At 72.7% G+C, this 19,104-nt stretch carries 15 protein-coding genes; 8 read left to right on the forward strand and 7 right to left on the reverse strand.

Annotated elements, in window-relative coordinates; all coding sequences use genetic code 11:
• Nucleotides 1-100 precede the first annotated feature (100 nt).
• From ABTZ58_RS27585 to ABTZ58_RS27600, 4 genes are all read left to right on the forward strand, one after another.
• Nucleotides 101-1,336 (forward strand): serine hydrolase domain-containing protein, encoded by a 1,236-nt coding sequence (locus tag ABTZ58_RS27585; RefSeq protein WP_351362304.1) that lies wholly within the window; start codon nt 101-103, stop codon nt 1,334-1,336.
• Nucleotides 1,337-1,584: 248 nt separating this feature from the next.
• Nucleotides 1,585-2,319, forward strand: coding sequence for a D-Ala-D-Ala carboxypeptidase family metallohydrolase (locus ABTZ58_RS27590; protein ID WP_351362080.1), 735 nt, complete (start codon nt 1,585-1,587; stop codon nt 2,317-2,319).
• A 145-nt stretch (nt 2,320-2,464) separates the two neighbouring features.
• Nucleotides 2,465-4,228 (forward strand): glycoside hydrolase domain-containing protein, encoded by a 1,764-nt coding sequence (locus ABTZ58_RS27595; protein WP_351362083.1) that lies wholly within the window; start codon nt 2,465-2,467, stop codon nt 4,226-4,228.
• A 10-nt stretch (nt 4,229-4,238) separates the two neighbouring features.
• The gene (locus ABTZ58_RS27600; RefSeq protein WP_351362086.1) at nt 4,239-5,177 is read left to right on the forward strand and encodes a penicillin-insensitive murein endopeptidase; all 939 of its coding nucleotides are present in this window, start codon (nt 4,239-4,241) and stop codon (nt 5,175-5,177) included.
• 55 nt (nt 5,178-5,232) lie between these two features.
• On the opposite strand, the gene ABTZ58_RS27605 is transcribed toward ABTZ58_RS27600, so the two are convergent.
• A complete protein-coding gene (locus tag ABTZ58_RS27605; RefSeq protein WP_351362089.1) occupies nt 5,233-6,111 on the reverse strand; it encodes an alpha/beta fold hydrolase in 879 nt (292 codons plus the stop codon).
• 110 nt (nt 6,112-6,221) lie between these two features.
• On the opposite strand from ABTZ58_RS27605, the gene ABTZ58_RS27610 reads away from it, so the two are divergent.
• A complete protein-coding gene (locus ABTZ58_RS27610) occupies nt 6,222-8,159 on the forward strand; it encodes an AfsR/SARP family transcriptional regulator (protein ID WP_351362092.1) in 1,938 nt (645 codons plus the stop codon).
• A 235-nt stretch (nt 8,160-8,394) separates the two neighbouring features.
• On the opposite strand, the gene ABTZ58_RS27615 is transcribed toward ABTZ58_RS27610, so the two are convergent.
• Nucleotides 8,395-9,078 carry an adenosylcobinamide amidohydrolase gene (locus ABTZ58_RS27615; protein ID WP_351362095.1) on the reverse strand — a complete coding sequence of 228 codons (684 nt, stop codon included), beginning with the start codon at nt 9,076-9,078 and terminating at the stop codon, nt 8,395-8,397.
• 107 nt (nt 9,079-9,185) lie between these two features.
• Here ABTZ58_RS27615 and ABTZ58_RS27620 point away from each other — a divergent pair, with 107 nt between their 5' ends.
• Complete coding sequence (locus tag ABTZ58_RS27620) at nt 9,186-9,560, forward strand: hypothetical protein (RefSeq protein ID WP_351362098.1); 375 nt, start codon at nt 9,186-9,188, stop codon at nt 9,558-9,560.
• A gap of 226 nt (nt 9,561-9,786) precedes the next feature.
• On the opposite strand, the gene ABTZ58_RS27625 is transcribed toward ABTZ58_RS27620, so the two are convergent.
• Nucleotides 9,787-10,659: a GDSL-type esterase/lipase family protein gene (locus ABTZ58_RS27625; protein WP_351362101.1), complete on the reverse strand. Its 873-nt coding sequence runs from the start codon at nt 10,657-10,659 to the stop codon at nt 9,787-9,789.
• Nucleotides 10,660-11,113: 454 nt separating this feature from the next.
• Between ABTZ58_RS27625 and ABTZ58_RS27630 the strand changes: the two genes are divergently transcribed.
• Nucleotides 11,114-13,015 (forward strand): rhamnogalacturonan lyase, encoded by a 1,902-nt coding sequence (locus tag ABTZ58_RS27630; RefSeq protein WP_502996134.1) that lies wholly within the window; start codon nt 11,114-11,116, stop codon nt 13,013-13,015.
• 46 nt (nt 13,016-13,061) lie between these two features.
• Here the strand turns inward: ABTZ58_RS27630 and ABTZ58_RS27635 are convergent, their stop codons facing one another.
• Together ABTZ58_RS27635 and ABTZ58_RS27640 are read right to left on the reverse strand one after the other, a co-directional pair.
• A complete protein-coding gene (locus tag ABTZ58_RS27635) occupies nt 13,062-13,244 on the reverse strand; it encodes a hypothetical protein (protein WP_351362329.1) in 183 nt (60 codons plus the stop codon).
• A gap of 139 nt (nt 13,245-13,383) precedes the next feature.
• Nucleotides 13,384-13,662, reverse strand: coding sequence for a GlsB/YeaQ/YmgE family stress response membrane protein (locus tag ABTZ58_RS27640; RefSeq protein WP_351362104.1), 279 nt, complete (start codon nt 13,660-13,662; stop codon nt 13,384-13,386).
• 230 nt (nt 13,663-13,892) lie between these two features.
• On the opposite strand from ABTZ58_RS27640, the gene ABTZ58_RS27645 reads away from it, so the two are divergent.
• Complete coding sequence (locus tag ABTZ58_RS27645; protein WP_351362310.1) at nt 13,893-14,873, forward strand: vWA domain-containing protein; 981 nt, start codon at nt 13,893-13,895, stop codon at nt 14,871-14,873.
• A 95-nt stretch (nt 14,874-14,968) separates the two neighbouring features.
• Here the strand turns inward: ABTZ58_RS27645 and ABTZ58_RS27650 are convergent, their stop codons facing one another.
• Both ABTZ58_RS27650 and rph read right to left on the reverse strand, forming a co-directional pair.
• Entirely contained in the window at nt 14,969-16,048 is a 1,080-nt protein-coding gene (locus ABTZ58_RS27650; protein WP_351362107.1) for an enoyl-CoA hydratase/isomerase family protein, read from the reverse strand.
• 405 nt (nt 16,049-16,453) lie between these two features.
• A complete protein-coding gene (rph, locus tag ABTZ58_RS27655) occupies nt 16,454-19,051 on the reverse strand; it encodes a rifamycin-inactivating phosphotransferase (RefSeq protein WP_351362110.1) in 2,598 nt (865 codons plus the stop codon).
• Between the last annotated feature and the right edge of the window lie 53 nt (nt 19,052-19,104).

Consider the following 19,104-nt stretch of genomic DNA (forward strand, 5'->3'; position numbering starts at 1 on the left):
TCGCCATGCCCCCGGATGGGGCAAGCTCGCCGGGCGCACGGGGGTGGTCCCGCCGATGCTGAGGGTGCCCTGCCCGTCCGTCGAGCCTCCCGGGATCCTCATGCCGCTCATGTCCTCCCCTCGTCCACGGCCGCGCCGCCGTGCCGGCGCCCCGCCCCGTTCCCGTCTCCGCTTCCGCCTGTGCCTCGTCTCACTGCTCGGTGCCTCCTGCCTCGGCGGACTGCTCCAGGCCCCGGTGGCGGGTGCCGCCGCGGGTGGCTCCCGCGGCACCGGCGATCACGCCCTGCGAGGGCAGCTCGAGGAGCTGGTCAGCACGCCCGGAGGACCACCGGGGGTGATCGTCGTGCTGCAACGGGACGGAGCGCCTCGTGTGCTGCGCGCCGGTGTCGCCGATCTGGAGACCGGCCGTCCGATCGAGCCCACCGACCACATGCGGATCGCCAGCACGGCGAAGGCGTTCAGCGGCGCCGTGGCTCTGCGTCTGGTGGAGGAGGGCGTGCTGAGCCTGGACAGCACCCTGGGCCGCACCCTGCCCCGCCTGCCGCGGGCGTGGAAGGCGGTCACCCTGCGGCAGCTGCTGAACCACACCAGCGGGCTGCCCGACTTCAGCGAGGACCCCGAGTTCCGGGAGCTGCTGCTGGAGGACCCGCGCCGCACCTTCGACCCGCGCCGGCTGCTCGACTTCGTCGCGGACGAGCCACTGCGCTTCCGCCCGGGATCGCGGTACGGGTACTCCAACTCCGACAACATCGCCGTCGCGCTGATGGCGGAGGCCGCGACCCACTGGCCGTACGAGCACCTCCTGGAACGGATCGTCTACCGGCCGCTCGGCCTGCGCGACACCAGCCTGCCCCGGGGCTACGAGATGCCGGAGCCGTACATGCACGGGTACGCCGTCGAGCCGCCGGCGCCGCCGGAGGACGTCAGTGAGGCGATCAGCGCGTCCGGGGTCTGGGCCTCGGGCGGCATCATCTCCACCCCCCGTGACATGACGCGCTTCATCCGCGGCTACGCCGCCGGACGGCTGACGTCGAAAGCCGTACTGCGCGAGCAGCGCCGCTGGATCGAGGGGGCGTCCGAACCGGCCGGCCCCGGCCGCAACAGGGCGGGGCTCGGCATCTTCCGCTACGACACCCGCTGCGGCACCGTGCTCGGCCACACCGGGAACTTCCCCGGTTACACCCAGCTGATCGCCGCGACGCCCGACGGCCGCAAGTCCCTCACGGTCTCGCTCACCACCCAGGTGAACAGGACGCTCACCCCCGCGCTCCTGGAGCGGCTGCGCACCGTCGAGAAGAACGCGGTCTGCACGCTGCTCCGCGGGCACGGTCACTGAGCCGGCGCCGGGGTCAGGTCAGGGGGCCGCACGGCTCAACGGTCAGTCGGCGCCCCGGACGCCGCGCGGCGCGTTGCCGGCCGGCGACGCGCCGCCCTTGGCAGGTGGTCCGTCATGCCGCAGGTCACCCGTCATGCCGGAGGTCTGGTCCTGTGGCACATGGTGACGGTGTGGACAGCGTCGCCGCCCCGGCCCCACACTCGGCTGGGCCCCCTCTGCGGGGGAACGGGATCCAAGGCGGAGGCGCGATGCTGCGACGTACGGTCCGACTACTCCTCTCTGTTGTCATGGCCATGGCTGCCGCTACGGGCGGGGTGCTGGCCACGGCCGGCCCGGCCCAGGCCGACGAGTGCTACACCTGGAACCGCACCCTGTCCGAGGGCATGTCGGGCTCCGACGTGACGGAGCTGCAGATCCGGGTGGCCGGACATGTCACCTCCGGTGAGATCCTCACCGTCGACGGGCAGTTCGGCGCCCGGACCAAGGCCGCGGTCGCCAAGTTCCAGCAGGCGTACGGGCTCGCGGCCGACGGCGTCGCCGGCTCCGCGACGTTCGCCAAGATCTACGCGTTGCAGGACCCGGACTGCACGCCGATCCACTTCAGCTACGCCGAGCTGAACAAGTGCAACTCCACCTGGTCCGGCGGCGCCGTCAGTGCCGCGACGGCCAAGTCCAACGCCCTGCGCACGATGTGGAAGCTGGAGGCCATGCGGCGCGCACTGGGGGACACCCCGCTCGTCGTGACCAGCGGCTTCCGCTCGTACTCCTGCAACAGCGCGGTCGGCGGCGCCTCGAACAGCCGGCACCTGTACGGTGACGCCGCCGATCTGGTCGGCAATCCGACGCTCTGCCGGCTCGCGCAACAGGCCCGCACGCACGGCTTCGGCGGGATCTTCGGTCCGGGCTATCCCGGCCACGACGACCACACGCACGTGGACGGACGCACCAGCCGCTCCTGGTCCGCGCCCACATGCGGCATCTGACCAGCGGCACCGGCGCACCCCGCGCGTCCCGGCGAGCAACGCCCCTCGCCGGGACGCGCACCGCTCCCGGCACGGGCCACACCCGCCGCGCCGCCCTCCGGAGTTCGTTCCCCCACACTCCCCCACACCGAGCAGGAGTGCCCTGATGTCGTCCCGCCCCCTCCTGCGTACCCTGGCCGGAACGGCCTCGCTGGCGCTGCTCGCGGGTATCGGCGCCCTGGCCCTGCCCGGGCCGGCCGCGGCGGACTCCGCGCCCGGGAACCGGCGGACCGTCGTCTACCACGGCTACCGCCTCCAGGTGCCCGCCGACTGGCGGGTCGTGGACCTGGCCGAGCACCCCCGCGCCTGTCTGCGCTTCGACACACCGGCCGTCTACCTGGGCGAGCCCGGCGACCGCAACGACTGCCCGGCCCGGGTCGTCGGCCGTACGGCGGGCATCGTCGTCGAGCCGATCACCGCGCGCTCCGCCGGCCGGACCACGGAGGCGACCGCGCGGGCACCGCGGGGCGCGGCCACCGCCGCTTCCGCCACGTCCGGCAACGGCACCATCCAGGTCGCGGTCGAAGACGCCGGGGTCCTCGTCACCGCCGCCCACACGCCAGGCACCGAGGGCCTCGTGCGGGACGTTCTCGCCTCGGCCGAGCTGACGTCGGGCGCCGCACGCACCGAACTGCCCCGCACCGGACCGCCCGGCCCCGGGCGCCACACCGCTGCCGCCGTCCCGGCCGCGGCCGGACCGCAACCGGGCACCTATCTGGGCAAGGGCTTCGACGCCTGTACCGCGCCCTCGCAGGCCGCCATGGACGCCTGGCGGTCCGGTTCGCCGTACCGCGCGGTCGGCGTCTACATCAGCGGCTCCTTCCGCGGCTGCGCCCAGCCGAACCTGACCCCGGGCTGGGTGACCGAGCAGACCGGCAAGGGCTGGCGCCTGATCCCCATCGACGTCGGCCGCCAGGCGCCGTGCACCACCTACTCGTTGCGGATGTCCGCCGACCCGGCCACCGCCAGGTCCCAGGGCGTGGCCGCGGCCGCCGACGCCATCGCCGCCGCGTCGGGCCTCGGCATCCCGGCGGGCAGCGCGCTCTACAGCGACATCGAGGCGTACACCTCGACCGCCTCCTGCAAGGCCGCGGTGCTGTCGTACCTGTCCGGCTGGACCGAGCGGCTGCACGGCGGCGGTTACCTGTCCGGCTTCTACTCCAGCGCCGCCTCCGGCATCAGGGACGCGGCCGAGGAGTACGCCAACGGCGCCTACACCCGGGTCGACCACATCTTCTACGCGTGGTGGAACGGCGCCGCCGACACCGACACCGGCCCCTATGTGCCGTCCACCCACTGGTCCGGCCACCAGCGCATCCACCAGTACGCGGGCGAGGTCACCGAGTCCTACGGCGGCTACCCGATCACCATCGACCGCGACTACCTCGACGTGGGCACCGGCACGTCGCCCCAGCCCGGCTGCACCGGAGCGAACCTCGACTTCCCCGCCTACGGCACCATCCGGAGCGGCTCGACCGGCCCCCTGGTGCTGGCGGCCCAGTGCCTGCTGCGGGCCGCCGGGCACGACCCGGGCGCCCCGGACGGGATCTTCGGCCCCGGAACCACCGCCGCCACCAGGAACTTCCAGTCCGGCGTCGGCCTCACGGCGGACGGTGTGATCGGCGCCAGGACGTGGACCGCGCTGCTGTCGCGCGGGACCACGCCGACCCTCCGGGACGGTTCGACGGGCGAGGCCGTCACCCGTCTGCAACGCGCCCTGACCGCCGCACTGGCCCGGACGGTGACCGTCGACGGCGTCTTCGGCCCGGGCACCACGCAGGCCGTGCGCGACTACCAGTCCTCACGGGGCCTGGCGAGCGACGGCATCGTCGGCACCGCCACCTGGGACGCCCTCCAGTCAGGAAGGTGAGTAAGGCATCATGAGACAACTCGGCCGCATCATCGCACTGTTCGCGGCGGTGGCCGCCCTCCTCCTCGGGGCGGGCCTGCCCGCGCAGGCCTTCCCGCAGGCCGCGTTCCCGGTGACGAGCAACGGCAACCGGGGCACCGACGTCGTCGCGCTCCAACACCTGCTGGCCACGCACGGCCGCCCCGTGACCGTGGACGGCGTGTTCGGTTCCGGCACCCGCAGCGCCGTCGTGGCCTTCCAGCAGTCCAAGGGGCTGACCGCCGACGGCATCGTCGGCCCCGCCACCTGGGACGCGCTCGCCGTGACCGTACGCCAGGGCGACAACGGGCCCGCGGTGCGGGCCGTCCAGTCGCTGCTCAACGCGAAGCGCTCGGCCGGCCTCTCGGCGGACGGCACCTTCGGCACCGCCACGCAGACGGCGGTCCGCACCTTCCAGTCGCACGCCGGGATCGGCGCCGACGGCGTCGTCGGCCCGGCCACGTGGAAGAACCTGCTGTGGCACTACGAGAACATCGACTTCGGCCCGGGCACGATGTGCGCGCAGAGCCCCGACGGCAACGCGGACGCGCACTGGGCGACAGCGGGCGCCGTCGGCCAACTCGAAGCGGCCGCCGCCACCTTCGCGGCCACCGGGAACGGCCCCCTGCCGGTCGGCGACGCGAGCTTCGAGCACGGCGGCGACATCCCCGGCCACGCCAGCCACGAGGTCGGGCTGGACATCGACGTGTGGCCCGTCCGCACCGACTCGGCCCAGTGCACCGCGGGCCGCATCACCTGGCAGTCACCCACGTACGACCGCGCGGCCACCCGCCGGCTCGTACAGGAGCTCCGCGCGAAGGCCCCCGGCCATGTCGAACTGATCTACTTCAACGACCCCCAGCTGATCGCGGAAGGCCTGACGACGAGCTACCCCAACCACGACAACCACCTGCACATCCGCTACCGCTAGGGCAGGCGCGGCGTCCCGGTGTCGCAGGCACGAGGAAGGCGTCGCCGGCGCGGTTTCAGCGGGCCAGCAGCTCCCGGATCGTCGTCGTGATCTCGTCGGGTGCCTCTTCGGCCATGAAGTGGCCGGCCCGGGTCAGCCGGTGGTCCAGGTCCGGGGCCCACGCCCGCCACACCCCGGCGGCGTCGTAGCCCAGCCGTGCGCCCCAGTCCTGCTGGACGACGGTCACGGGCATGGCGAGCTGCGATCCGGCGTCGAGGTCCGCCTGGTCGTGCGTGATGTCGATGCCCGCGGAGGCCCGGTAGTCGGCGACGATCGACGTCACCGCGGCGGCGCTCGCCCGCAGGTACCCGGCCCGGATCTCCGGCGGCATCGCGGTCGGGTCGCCGGCCCAGGCGTCGAGGAACGAGCCGAAGAACGCGTCCGCGCTGTTGGCGATCATCGCCTCCGGCAGGCCCGGCGGCTGTGCCATGAGGAAGAGGTGGTAGCCGACCGCCGCCGGGACCCCGTGCAGGACGTTCCACATGTCGAGCGTCGGCACGATGTCGAGGAGGCCCAGGTGCGTGATGGTCTCCGGGTGGTCCAGCCCCGCCCGGAAGGCGACCAGGGCGCCCCGGTCGTGGCCGACGAGCGCGAAGTGCTCGTGGCCCAGGGCCCGCGCCGCGTTCACGATGTCGGCGGCCATGGTGCGCTTGGCGTACACCTCGGGGCCGGTGGCCGCCGGCTTGTCGCTGGCTCCGTAGCCGCGCAGGTCGGGACAGATCACGGTGTGCTCGGCGACGAGCCGCTCGGCGACGAGCCGCCACGCCAGGTGGGTCTGGGGGAAGCCGTGCAGCAGCACGACCGGGCTGCCACTGCCGCCGACGGCGACGGCGAGTTCCACCCCTTCCGCACCGGGCAGGCGGACGTGGTCGAAGCCGGGAGGAGTGAGCGTCATGGGAGGCCGTCCTTCTGTCGGGTCAGTGACCGGTTCAGCCTGGGCGACGGCGATCAGCAGCCGATCAGTACGGCTGGGCGCGGCCCACCCCGGACGCGGAGGATGGGGGCATGCGAATCGACGTGCTCGGTGCCGTGCGGGCCTTCCATGACGACGGCGGTCCGGTCGGCCTGGGCGGGCCCCGTCACCGCGAGGTGCTCGCCCGGCTCGTCGCCGCCGAGGGGCGGATGGTCACGACCGACACCCTCGTCTGCGACCTGTGGAGCGATCCGCCGGCGCGCGCCGTGGGTGCCGTGCGCACCTTCGTCGCCGCGCTGCGCCGCGCCCTCGAACCCGACCGGCCGCCCCGTGTCCCGCCACGCGTGCTGGTCACCGAGGGTCCCGGCTACGCGCTGCGCCTGCCGCGTGCGGACGTGGACGTCCACCGGTTCGAGGACACCCTGGCCCGCGCCCGGCGCGACCCCGGCGCCGTCACCGGCCTCGGTACGGTCCTCGCGGCCTGGCGGGGATCCGCCTACGCCGATGTGACCGGCTCCGCGTGGGCACAGCGCGAGCGGACCCGGCTGGAGGAACTGCGGCTGGAAGGGGTGGAACTGCGCGCCCGCATCCTCCTCGACTCCGGGGAGGGAGCCGACCTCGTCGCCGAACTGGGCGCCCACGTCGGCGAGCATCCCTGGCGGGAACCGGCCTGGGAACTGCTCGCCCGCGCCCTGCACCGGGCGGGCCGCCAGGCCGACGCGCTGGCCACTCTCCGCCGTGCCCGGGCGATGCTCGCCGATCAGCTGGGGCTCGACCCCGGCGCCGGCCTAGGGCGCCTGGAGACCGGCATCCTCAACGGGACCGTGCCCGGCGCGGATCCACGGACGCCGTGGACCGGCTCCGGTGTCCGGCTCGGCCCGCGCACCACCGTGGACCTCGCGCGCACGCTGGCCCTGGCGGGGGGCGACGCCCTGGTCCACTCCCGGCGCGACCGCCTGGCCGCCGTCAGGGCGGCGGAACGCACGGGAGACCTCTTGCTCACCGCCCGGGTCATCGGCGCCTACGACGTGCCCGCCCTCTGGAGCCGGGCCGACGACCCCGAGCAGTCCCGCGCCGTCGTCGAGGCCGCCGAGCGCACCCTCACCGCGCTCGGCGCCGACTGCCCCACCGACCTGACCGCACGCCTCCTGGCCACGGTCGCCGTCGAGAGCCGCAGCGCCGGCCTGTCGGCATCCGAGCTGGAACACGCCCGGCAGGCGGCCCGGAAGGCGGAGGAGCTGGCTCGGGAGCTGGCCGATCCCGCTCTGCTGGCCTTCGCCCTGAACGGGGTGTTCCTGCAGTCCTTCACCCGTCCCGGGCTCGCGGCGGTACGGGACGGGATCGGCGCCGAGATCCTCGGCCCGGCCACCCGGCACGGGCTGCCGAACTTCGCCGTGCTCGGCCGGCTCGTCCGCCTGCAGTCCGCCTCGGCGCTCGGTGACCTCGACGCCGCGGCCTCCCACGCCGAGGCCGCCGAACGCCTCGCCGCCCTCACGGAGGCGCCGCTCGTCTCCGTCCTCACCGGGTGGTTCCGGGCCAGGGTGACGGCCGCGCGCAGCACCGAACCGGGCGGACCGAGCGCCGCCACGGCAGCGGCCCACTACCGCGTCGCCGAGGAGGCCCTGAGGACGGCCGGCATGCCGGGGCTGCACCGCGGCCTGTTCCCGCTCGCCCTCCTGGGGTTGCGTCTGCTGCACGACCGGCCCGCACCCACCGATCCACGCCTCGACTGGGGCCCGTATCTGCCGTGGGCGCGCCCTCTGGTGCTGCTCGCCCAGGACCGGGACGAGCAGGCCCGTGCCGCCCTGGCCGCGGTGCCCGAGCCACCGCGTGACCACATGCAGGAGGCCCTGTGGTGCCTGACCGCCCGGGCGGCCGTCCAGCTCGGCGAGCGCGGCATCGCCACACGGGCCGCCGCCGCCCTCGGCGACGCCCGTGCGGAACACGCGGGCGCCGCCTGCGGCATGCTCACCCTGGGTCCGGTGACGCGGTACCTGGCGGAAGCGGAGGCATGTGCCGAGGCGGGCTGAGCGACAGAGACCGGGAGACTTGCCTGCCCGGCACCGCCCCGAGCGGGGGCCGCGTCACTGTGCGCGGGACGCGACGCTCAGCACGGCTCCGTAAGCGGCCGCGTGGCACGGGACGCGACGCTCAGCACGGCTCCGTAAGCGGCCGCGTGGCACGGGACGCGACGCTCAGCACGGCTGCGTGGACGGCCGCGTGGCGCGGGACACCGCACTCGGCGCAGCCCCGTCGACGGCCGCGTCACTGTGCGCGGGACGCCGCACTCAGCACGGCTGCGTGGACGGCGCGGGCCAGGCGGGAGCCCCACGGGGAACGGGGGCCGGCGAACGCGTGGACCTCCTGGCCCGGGCCCGTGCGCGCGGCGACGCACACGGCGTCGGTGGGGGTGCCGGAGCAGTCGTAGCCCGCTTCGAGCAGCGCCTGCGCCTTGGCTTCCGTGGCGGTGGCGACCGCGTTGACCAGGGCCGCGTCGGTCAGCGCCACAGGCAGTGCGACGATGATGTTGACGGTGCCCGGGCCTGCGGGTGCGACCGTGCTCCGGGCGGGAGAGGCGGCCCAGCCGCGCACGCCGAGCCCCGCGGTGACGACCGCCTCCACCCCCGCGTCGCACGCGAGTCCGTACGCCCGGACGTCGGCGGCCGTCATCAGCCCGACCCCCTCCCCCCGGGCGCCGGCCTCCCGGGCGAGGTCGGCGAGGTGCCGCTCCGGGTCGGTGCGCCGGTACCCGTGCGACACCTGGGCGTTGAGGACCCACGCGCGTCGTCCGACGCCACCGCCGAGAACCGCGCTGCTGATCATCCGCCAGTCGTCGCCCGCCCGCCACACGAGTGCGTGCAGCCGCTCACCGTCCTCGACGCGGGTGAGGTGCTGTACGCGCAGCAGCCCTGGGGCGGCCGGCTGGGGCGAGGGAAGGACGGCGCTCACCCGACGGACACTCCTTGAGGGCGGGGGCGGATGATCCTACGTCCCTCCCGCGGCCCGTCGTGGTCCCGCCGGGGGCGGAGGACGCCATTCCGTGCTGCAGTCGGGTCATGGCCTCACCGACAGCGGACAGCGACGACACCTCGACGCGCCTCCGGACCCGCGACCGTCCCTCCCGGCTGATCGACATCACGGTCGCCCTGCTGCTCCTGGTCGCCGACGCGGTCATCGTCGTCGTCGCCGTGATGCTGTTCCTCATGGTCGGCTTGGGCACCGCGGCGTCACCGGGCTCCTCGCCCACGACGCACTCCCGCGACGTCCCCGTCCTGGTCTGGCTCGTGGTCTGGGGCCTTCCGGCCGTTGCGGCGACCGGCGCCGTCGTGCATGCCCGCCTGAGGATGCCGGTCACGGCGGTGGTGCAGGGCCTGTTCACACTCGTCTGCGTCTTCCTGGCCGTGACCTGGACGCGCATGCTGCTGGCGTGACGCGCTCACCGGTTCACGACGCGACCAGGTCGAGCGGGAACAGGCGCAGATGGCCGAAGCCGTAGGGCAGTCCGTCCGGAGCCGCGCCCTGGACGAGGACGTGGAGACGTACGCCATCCGCCGCCTCTTCGCCCGTCTGGTCGGAGCCGGTCGTCCCGGATGGCGCAGCCGACGAGTGTGGACGGCACCCTCTCGGTGACGCCGCCAACACACGGGCTCGCGCGCCCTACTTGAGATAGGCGGCGAGCGGAAGGTTCTGCCTGCGTACGTCACCTGCGACCAGACCGGCGATCCGTTGCGCTCCGTGGGTCTCGAAGTGGGTGCGGTCGTTGCAGAAGAAGGCGCCCACGGGCCCCGAGCCGAAGTCGCCGCTGTGCGGGCAGAAGCGCAGGCCGTTGTAGAGCGAGACGCTGAGCGACTGGAGGTCCACGACCGGGGCGCCGGTGGCCGATCCGACGGCGTGGGTCTCGTTGACGAAACCGCGGTTCTTCGTCGCCGTGCTGCCGGAACAGGTGAGGGCCGCGACGGGGGTGAGCAGCACCGGGCGGGCTCCCCTCGCCTGGGCGGCCTGCACCATCGTGGTCATCAACTGGCGGTAGCGGGCCGGTCCGACGTGCCGGGGACAGGTCGAGGAGGAGTCGTTGATGCCGAACTGGATGAACAGGTAGTCGCCGGCCTTCATGCCGGTGCTCGCGTTCAGCATCCCCTGCCAGCGTGACGAGTAGGCGGTGGAGGTGAGGCGGCACTCGCCGTCGGCGCCCATGGTGCCGCTCACGTTCCCCTCGTACATCCAGGTCTGGATGCTGCGGCCTCCCACGGCCTGGTTCCTGACCGTGACGTCCGCGTCGAACAGGGCGTCGAACTGACTGCCCCAGCCGACCGGGCAGGCGGCCGAGCCCGGGTCGGCCATGGTGGAATCGCCGGCCAGCCATACGGTGACCGGCTGCGCGGCCGCTCGCAACGGGCTCGGCCCGGCCGAGCAGTTCGTCGCGCCCGTGGCGACCCCGGCCGTGCTGCCGGCGGCGGACCCCGCGCCGAGTCCCAGGCTCGACAGGGCGATCACCAGCGCGGCGGTGACGGCGGTCCGTAGGTTCCTCATTCGGTTCCTCCCTGGGGGCGGCTCGCCCGGTCAGCACAGGTGGGTGGCGAGGGCAGGTTCTGTTCCCGGACGGCCTGGAGCACCAGGGCGCTCATGCGGGTGGCGCCGTACCGCGAGAAGTGGGTGTGGTCCGTGAGGTGCGGGCGAGAGCGACGTACGGTGAAGGACCGGGCCTGCGGGATGCCGGGGGACGACCCAGCGACGCGACGCCTGCGTGAGGGTCATGTCGAACGAATTCGACTGCGTACGACCCGAGTTGCGGCCCGCATCGCTCGACGCAGTGTTCTGGGCGCCCTTCCCGTCTGTCAATCCGTCAGACACGAAGAACTCACGGATCCGAACAGGTGCGAACAGCGGACTCGACAGAATCCTTGACGAGGCATCAGCTCGTTCCTACTCTCCCCCTCGTGGGAGCGTTCCCACACCCCACACCCCCCGCGCCCCGGAGGCCACCGTGACCCTGTCAGAACGGCGTCCCCGCACCACGCCACGACCATGGCGATCACCCCACCGGCCGGGCGGCCGGCTGATCGGCACGATCTCCGCGGCGGCACTGGCCGTCTCCGCGCTCGTCGCCCTGCCCCAGACCGCCCAGGCGGCGACCACTCGCCAGGTCGAGGAGCTCGACCGGGGCCTGACCAGTGTCCACACCGGCAGCGGAAACCTGGTGTCCTGGCGCTGGCTGGCCACCGACCCGAACGACGTCTCCTTCAACGTCTACCGCGGCGGCACGAGACTCAACTCCGCACCCCTGACCGCCTCGACGAACTACTTCGACGCGGGCGCCGCGGACGCTGCCGACTACACGGTGCGCGCGGTGGTCAACGGCACGGAACAGGCAGCGTCCGCACGCGCGGTCCAGTTCCGCACCGGCTACAAGGACGTCCCCATATCCCCGCCCGCCGGTGGCACCACGCCGGACGGGGTGGCGTACACCTACGAGGCCAACGACGCCTCCGTCGGCGACCTCGACGGCGACGGCGCGCTGGAGATCGTCCTGAAGTGGCAGCCCACCAACGCCAAGGACAACTCCCAGTCCGGCTACACCGGCAACACCTTCGTCGACGGCGTCAGACTCGACGGCACCCGGCTGTGGCGCATCGACCTGGGCCGCAACATCCGCTCCGGCGCCCACTACACGCAGTTCCAGGTGTACGACTACGACGGCGACGGCAAGGCCGAGGTCGCCATGAAGACCGCCGACGGCACCAGGGACGGCACCGGCGCGGTCATCGGCAGCCCCTCGGCCGACCACCGCAACTCCAGCGGCTACGTCCTGTCCGGGCCCGAGTTCCTGACGATGTTCAACGGCCAGACGGGCAAGGCGATGCAGAGCGTCGACTACGTCCCGGGCCGGGGCACCGTCTCTTCCTGGGGCGACTCCTACGGCAACCGCGTCGACCGCTTCCTGGCGGGCACCGCCTACCTTGACGGCGCACGCCCCTCCCTGATCATGGCGCGGGGCTACTACACCCGGACGGTGATCGCCGCCTGGGACTGGCGCAACGGCTCCTTCACCCGCCGCTGGACCTTCGACACGACGTCCTCCACCAACAGCGGCAAGGGCTACGACGGTCAGGGCAACCACAGCCTCTCCGTCGCCGACGTCGACGCCGACGGCAAGGACGAGATCGTCTACGGCGCGATGACCGTGGACGACAACGGCAGCGGACTGTGGACCACCCGGCTCGGGCACGGCGACGCCGGCCACGTCGGCGATCTCAACCCCTCCCGCGCGGGCCTGGAGTACTTCAAGGTCTCCGAGGATTCCAGCAAGCCCGGCTCCTGGATGGCCGACGCCCGCACCGGCCAGCTCCTGTGGCAGACGGCGTCCGGCTCCGACAACGGCCGGGGCGTCGCCGCCGACGTGTACGCCGGCAGCGCGGGCGCCGAGGCCTGGTCCGCCGCCGACACCACCCTGCGCTCGGCCACCGGCGCCTCCCTCGGCCGGGAGCCCTCCAGCGTCAACTTCCTGTCCTGGTGGGACGGCGACCCCGTCCGCGAACTCCTCGACGGCACCCGGATAGACAAGTACGGCACCTCGGGCGACACCCGCCTGCTGACCGGCTCCGGCGTCTCCTCCAGCAACGGCACGAAGTCCACGCCGGTGCTGTCCGGTGACATCCTCGGCGACTGGCGCGAGGAGGTCATCTGGCGCACCAGCGCCAACACGGCCCTGCGCATCTACAGCACGCCCCACCAGACGGGCACGCGCATCACCACACTGCTCCACGACACCCAGTACCGCACGGCCCTGGCCTGGCAGAACACCGCCTACAACCAGCCCCCGCACCCGAGCTTCTTCCTCGGCAACGCCATGCCGACGCCGCCCCGGCCCACCGTCCACACGCCCTGAACCACACACCCGTGCCCGGCCTTCGATGGCGTGCGGGCGGAAGCGGTCACGGTACCGAGCACGGCCGACGGTTCGACGGTTCGACGACGAGACCGGCGTGGTCGAGGAGCATGCGCGTCCCGGCGATGATCGACGCCTCTTCGACCAGGACGGCGTCGAACGGCGCGGCTTCTTCGGCCAGTTCGAGGCCGATGGTCGCCGTGCGTGAAGTGGCCGCGCCGGCGCACACCACGGCTCGTCCGCCGTCCGCAGCCCGGACTCGTGACGGGCTCGGTGCCGAGGCCGCGCCCATACACCTGGGCGGCTCCCGCTCCTGCGAACAGGAGGGGAGCCGCCCAGGTGTATGCGGAGTGTGTGCCTGCAACCGGTCAGGCGTGGCGGTGCGTGCGCCGGTTGCCGGTGACGAGGCGGTAGAGGGCGAGCAGGATCATGGAGCCGACGATCGCGGCGATCCAGGTGGAGATCTCGAAGAACCCGTCCACGGAGTCGACGCCGAAGATGACCTTGCCGAGCCAGCCGCCGAGCAGACCGCCGGCGATACCGATGAGCATGGTGATGATGATGCCGCCGGGGTCCTTGCCCGGCATCAGAGCCTTGGCGATGACGCCGGCGAGCAGCCCGATGATGATCCAAGCAATGATGCCCATGATGCCTCTCTCACTTCGTCGTATAAAGACTGTGTTAGGTCTTCGGGTGCACAGATCTGGCCCGAACAAACGTCTCCTCTTCATAAAGAACCGTCGGAACCCGCGACCAAGATCGATTGTCAGTGGTGGGTGAGAAGGTGTGACCATCGCCGGAACGAGGGGGAGTCGTGACGACCGGAACCCAGAACTACATCAACCACGTCGCTCTTGTGCTGGACGCCAGCTCGTCCATGTCGCACCTGAGCGGCAAGGTGGTCGAAGTGGCCGACCAGCAGATCGCCTATCTCGCCCGCCGCTCGCGGGAGCTGGACCAGGAGACGCGCGTCACGGTGTACGTCTTCGCCGACAAGGTGGAGTGCGTCATCTACGACAAGGACGTGCTGCGCATGCCGTCGCTGAAGCAGCTGTACCGGCCCGGTGGGATGACGGCACTGCTGGCCGCCGCGCTGAAGTCCCAGCGGGAGCTGGCCCAGACGGCCCAACTGTACGGGGACCACAGCTTCCTGACGTTCGTGCTGACGGACGGCCAGGAGAACGCGAGCCATCGGTGCCAGGATGCCCCTGCCCGGGATCCGCGTGAACTGGTGCAGGCCGTGGCCCACATGATGGAGACCCAGCAGGACAACTGGACCCTGGCCGTCCTGGTGCCCGACCAGATGGGCAAGCGCGAGGCCATGCAGTGCGGCTTCCCCAAGGACAACATCGCCATCTGGGACGCCACCAGCACCCAGGGGCTCGAAGAGGCCGGACAGGTCATCCGGCAGGCCACCGAGAACTTCATGGTGGGCCGCACCCAGGGCATCCGGGGATCGCGGGCGGTGTTCTCCACCGGCGCGGACGCCGTCAACCAGGACACCATCAAGGCGGCCGGGCTCACCCCGATCGATCCGTCGAAGTACCAGCTGATCCCGGTGGCTCGCGACGCGGGGATCCGGGAGTGGGTCACCGAGTGCGGGCACACGTACCGCACGGGGGCGGCGTTCTACCAGCTGAGCAAGTCCGAGAAGATCCAGGCGCAGAAGCAGATAGCGGTGCTGGAGAAGAAGACCGACCGCGTGTACACGGGTCCCACGGCCCGGGCCCTGCTGGGCCTGCCGAACACGGAGGTGCGCGTCAAGCCGGACCACAACGACGACTTCACCATCTTCGTGCAGAGCACCAGCGTCAACCGCAAGCTCGTCTCGCACACGCGGTTGCTGCTCATGCTCTGACCCGCCCGGCGGGGCCGCTCCGGCCGCTCGGCGCAGGTGTGCGGCACGCCGGGCGGCCGGATCGCCGAGCCCCTACGGGGCCGACGACGGCCGCGCTACGGGCGAGGGTCCGCGCGAGTTGCGTCTGCCGCCGCGAGAGCGAGTTCGCACGCGCCGAGCGGGGTGAAGAAGCGTTCGACATCGGCGTCCGTGACCTCGGCGAGGGTCTTCGGTGCCCAGCGCGGCCTGCGGTCCTTGTCGACGACCTGCGCGCGGATTCCCTCGACCAGGTCGGATGTGCCCAGGGCGGCGCAGGAGACCCGGTACTCCTGGTCCAGGACGCGCTCCAGGAGCCCGAGTTCCCGGGCCCGGCGCAGGGAGGCGAGGGTGACCTTGAGGGCGGTCGGCGACTTGGCGAGCAGGGACTCGGCCGCCTCCTTGGCCGCGGGGTCGCCGTGTGCGAGCAGCCGGTGCACGATCTCTTCGACGGTGTCGGCCGCGTAGCAGGTGTCGATCCAGTCGCGCTGGTCGTCCAGGACACCCTGCGGGGGTGTGCGCGCGACGGCGGCCAGCGCCTCGTTCACGGGCAGTTCGGCCAAGGAGTCCAGGAGAGGGCGAAGCGAGGCCGACGGCACGTAGTGGTCGGCGAGCCCGCACAGCAGCGCGTCGGCGGCACCGGTCTGCGCCCCGGTCAGGGCCAGGTGGGTGCCCAGCTCGCCAGGGGCCCGGGCGAGCAGATGGGTGCCGCCGACGTCCGGCACGAAGCCGATGCCGGTCTCGGGCATGGCGACCCGGGACCGCTCGGTGACGACGCGGACGCCGCCGTGGGCCGAGACGCCGACACCGCCGCCCATCACGATGCCGTCCATCACGGCCAGGTACGGCTTGGGGTAGCGGGCGATCCGGGCGTTGAGGCGGTACTCGTCGCGCCAGAACGCCCGGGTGGCGGAACCGTCACCGTCGCGGGCGTCGTCGTGGATGGCGCGGATGTCGCCGCCGGCACACAGGCCCCGCTCCCCCGCGCCGGTGATGACGACGGTCGCCACGGCCGGGTCGGTCTCCCACGCGGTGAGCGCCTCGTCGATGCGGCGGACCATCGTGTGCGTGAGGGCGTTCAGGGCGCGAGGCCGGTTGAGCGTGATGTGGGCGGCGCGGCCGGTGGTGTGGAAGAGGACGGGTTCCTCGGCTCCGCTCATCGGGGCCCCTCCCCCAGGTCGTGGGCCAGGACGACACGCATGGTGCAGCTCCCCTTCGGGTTCTGGTGGGCGACGGTGCGGGAACCCCGTCCGCTCGGCTGGCGGCGCGTCGTCGCGCCGCCACCGTTCCTACGGTGCCTGATGCCGTGCCCGGACGAGTCGGCGGGGTGGACGAGCGGCCACAGCCGCCCCACCGGGACCGCCCCGATCCGCGAGCCGGAGGCAGGGCCCGCGGACCGGTCGCTCCCCGTCCCGTCAGCGTGACTGCGGAAGGTGGACGCCCCCGTGGGTCAGCGCGCCGGGCACCAGGAGGAAAGCGGCCAGGTGCGCCGCGATCAACGCTCCTCCCCGTCGCGGTCGTGGCGCGCGCCGGCGCCCTCGCCGGGCTGGGCCCGACGTGCTCGGTCAGGGCAAAATCTCGACGTACCCGTCGCTTCCGTGGACGCGGATGCGCTGACCGTCGCGGATGAGGCGGGTCGCCCGATCGACTCCGACGACGGCCGGCAGGCCGTACTCGCGGGCGATCACCGCGCCATGGGTCATGAGGCCGCCCACCTCCGTGACCAGACCCGCGATGCCGACGAACAGGGGTGACCAGCTGGGATCGGTGTAGGCGGTGATGAGGATGTCGCCCGCCTCCAGGTCGGCTCGCGCCATGTCCAGGACGACGCGGGCCCTGCCCTCGACGGTCCCGGCGGACACGGCCAGGCCGATCAGGGCGCCGGCCGGTACGTCCTCGCGCCGGTACGCCCCGTTCAGGGCCTCTCCGTCCGAGGTGAGCACCCGGGGCGGGGTGAGTGCCTGGTACGACCGGAACGCCTCCTTGCGCTGCCGGACGAGGCCGGCGTCCACCCGGCGGGAGCGCACCGCGTCGTGGAACTCCTGGAACGTGAGGTAGAAGACGTCCTCCCGCGCGGCGAGCACGCCGGCCCGCACGAGCCGCTCGGCCTCCTCCAGCAGGGCCTGCTTGTAGAGGAGGTAGCGGCTGACGATGCCGTACTTGGGGTACTCCCGGTACCCGATGAAGGTGCGGACGCGGTCGATCATCCGCTTGGTCTCGTCCGCCTTCCGGTCCCCGTCCGGCAGGGCCCGCAGGCGTGCCAGCACGTCCTGTTCCTTCCTCCGGGCCTCCTGCGACCCCTGCTCGAAGCGCCGCCGGGCGGCGCCCGGCTCGAAGTTCCTGACGTTGTCGAGGATCGCCGGCACGAGCGTGCTGGGCCGTTCCCGCCAGCGGGGCCGGGTGATGTCGATCTCGCCGGCGCAGCGCATGCCGTACCGGTCGAGGTAGGCCTCGATCGCGTCGCGTGCCTCGCTGCCGCCGGGGAGTTTCGCCAATCGGTCCAGGAAGTCGTCGTCCTCGACGCCCTGGAGGAAGGCAACCACCCGTGGGTGCGGGCGGATGACGTCGGCGACGTCGAGCAGTCCGAGTCCCATCTCCGACGTGATGTTGCCCGGGGCGGACAGCGTGAGCGTGTCGGCCGCGTTCTTCTCGCCCAGCCACTCCCCCAGCTTGTCGTTGAGCCACCAGGTGGCCTCCATGCCGGCCATGATCGCCTGCATGCTCAGCGGATCGCCGAGGACCCGCTTGTGCTCCTCGAAGGCTTCCAGCAGGAAGTCGAACAGCTCAGGTCCGTTCTTCGTCCGGATCTCGCGCCTCAGGGCGGCGACGGACACCTCGCTGCGCTCGATCAGCTCGGTGACGATGGCCGGGTCGGTCTCGATCGGGGCGGGGGCGCCACCGGCCGGCGGTCCGGCGGGTGACGTGTCCGGCAGCGAGGGGATGAAATCGCCTCGTTCGAGGATGGTCTCCAGCGCGTCTCTGACCAGCGGATCGCCCCGGCCCATGAGGTCCAGGAGACCGGCGCGGCTCGCGGGCGAGGCAAGGCGCCGGGTGACGTCGACGAACAGCCTGCCGCCGGCCTCGTGCATCGGTGCCATGGCCGTCAGGCGCCACATGGAGTGCCCCAGGGGCTTCATGGCGTCGGTCATCATCTGCTGGTGCCCGACGGAGACGTAGACGTGGTTCTCCCGGTCACCGGTCTCGGGGACGGGGAACAGAGTCGTGATCGGCCGGCTCTGGACGATCCGGAAGTCGTCGTCGAGCAGGCACCACTCGATGTCCTGGGGACGGCCGAAGTGCGCCTCGATGCGCCGTCCGAGCCGCACGAGCCGCACGGCCTGCTCGTCCGTCAGCGCCGGTTGCTCCTGCCGTCGCGGGTCGATCTCCACCTGGTGTGTGCCGCCGCCCGGCAGGGCGTGCACGGCGCGCTCCTTGGCAGCGATGGTCCTGGCGACGACTTGGCCGTCGCGCACCGTGAAGACGTCCGGGTTCACCAGGCCGGAGACCAGTGCCTCGCCGAGGCCGAAGCCGGCGTCCACGGTGGCGACCTTGCGGTTGCCCGTGACGGGGTCGGCCGTGAACAGGATGCCCGCCGCCTGCGGGAAGACCATCCGCTGCACGACGACGGCCATGTGGACGGTGCGGTGGCCGATGCCGTTGCGCCGCCGGTAGGTCACGGCCCGCTCGGTGAACAGCGAGGCCCAGCAGCGGCTGATGTGCCGCAGAATCTCCGGTGCCCCGACGACGTTGAGGTAGGTGTCCTGCTGGCCGGCGAACGAGGCCGTCGGCAGGTCCTCCGCTGTCGCGCTGGAGCGGACGGCGCAGGCGGCGTCCTCGCCGAGGCGCGCGAGGGAGCGGGTGACCGACGCCGCGATGTCGTCCGGGACGGCGGCCTCTTCGACGGTGCGGCGGATCCGCGCGCTGAGCGTGCGGATCGCGTCCCGGTCCTCCGGGTCCACCCGCGACAGCCGGTCCAGCTCGGCCTCGATCGAGGGCACCTCGGCCATGGCCCGCCGGAAGGCGTCCGTCGTCACGCAGAAGCCGTCCGGGACGCGCACCCCCTCGATCCGGGACAGCGCGCCCAGGTGGGCGCCCTTGCCGCCCGCGACCGCGACCTGCGCCCGGTCGATCTCCCGAAGGTCCAGCACGTACTGCTCGGTCATCGCGGCACCCCCGTGGCAGCCGTGCTCCGATGCGACAAGAACTCAGGCATGCA

Source organism: Streptomyces sp. NPDC094143 (assembly GCF_040303825.1).
Classification (GTDB): domain Bacteria; phylum Actinomycetota; class Actinomycetes; order Streptomycetales; family Streptomycetaceae; genus Streptomyces.

Bases quoted from the DNA above. Each gene is read 5' to 3' on its own strand.
- ABTZ58_RS27585 (WP_351362304.1), top strand. From the start codon at position 101: ATGCCGCTCATGTCCTCCCCTCGTCCACGGCCGCGCCGCCGTGCCGGC.
- ABTZ58_RS27590 (WP_351362080.1), top strand. From the start codon at position 1,585: ATGCTGCGACGTACGGTCCGACTACTCCTCTCTGTTGTCATGGCCATG.
- ABTZ58_RS27595 (WP_351362083.1), top strand. From the start codon at position 2,465: ATGTCGTCCCGCCCCCTCCTGCGTACCCTGGCCGGAACGGCCTCGCTG.
- ABTZ58_RS27600 (WP_351362086.1), top strand. From the start codon at position 4,239: ATGAGACAACTCGGCCGCATCATCGCACTGTTCGCGGCGGTGGCCGCC.
- ABTZ58_RS27605 (WP_351362089.1), bottom strand. From the start codon at position 6,111: ATGACGCTCACTCCTCCCGGCTTCGACCACGTCCGCCTGCCCGGTGCG.
- ABTZ58_RS27610 (WP_351362092.1), top strand. From the start codon at position 6,222: ATGCGAATCGACGTGCTCGGTGCCGTGCGGGCCTTCCATGACGACGGC.
- ABTZ58_RS27620 (WP_351362098.1), top strand. From the start codon at position 9,186: ATGGCCTCACCGACAGCGGACAGCGACGACACCTCGACGCGCCTCCGG.
- ABTZ58_RS27625 (WP_351362101.1), bottom strand. From the start codon at position 10,659: ATGAGGAACCTACGGACCGCCGTCACCGCCGCGCTGGTGATCGCCCTG.
- ABTZ58_RS27640 (WP_351362104.1), bottom strand. From the start codon at position 13,662: ATGGGCATCATTGCTTGGATCATCATCGGGCTGCTCGCCGGCGTCATC.
- ABTZ58_RS27645 (WP_351362310.1), top strand. From the start codon at position 13,893: ATGTCGCACCTGAGCGGCAAGGTGGTCGAAGTGGCCGACCAGCAGATC.
- ABTZ58_RS27650 (WP_351362107.1), bottom strand. From the start codon at position 16,048: ATGAGCGGAGCCGAGGAACCCGTCCTCTTCCACACCACCGGCCGCGCC.
- rph (WP_351362110.1), bottom strand. From the start codon at position 19,051: ATGACCGAGCAGTACGTGCTGGACCTTCGGGAGATCGACCGGGCGCAG.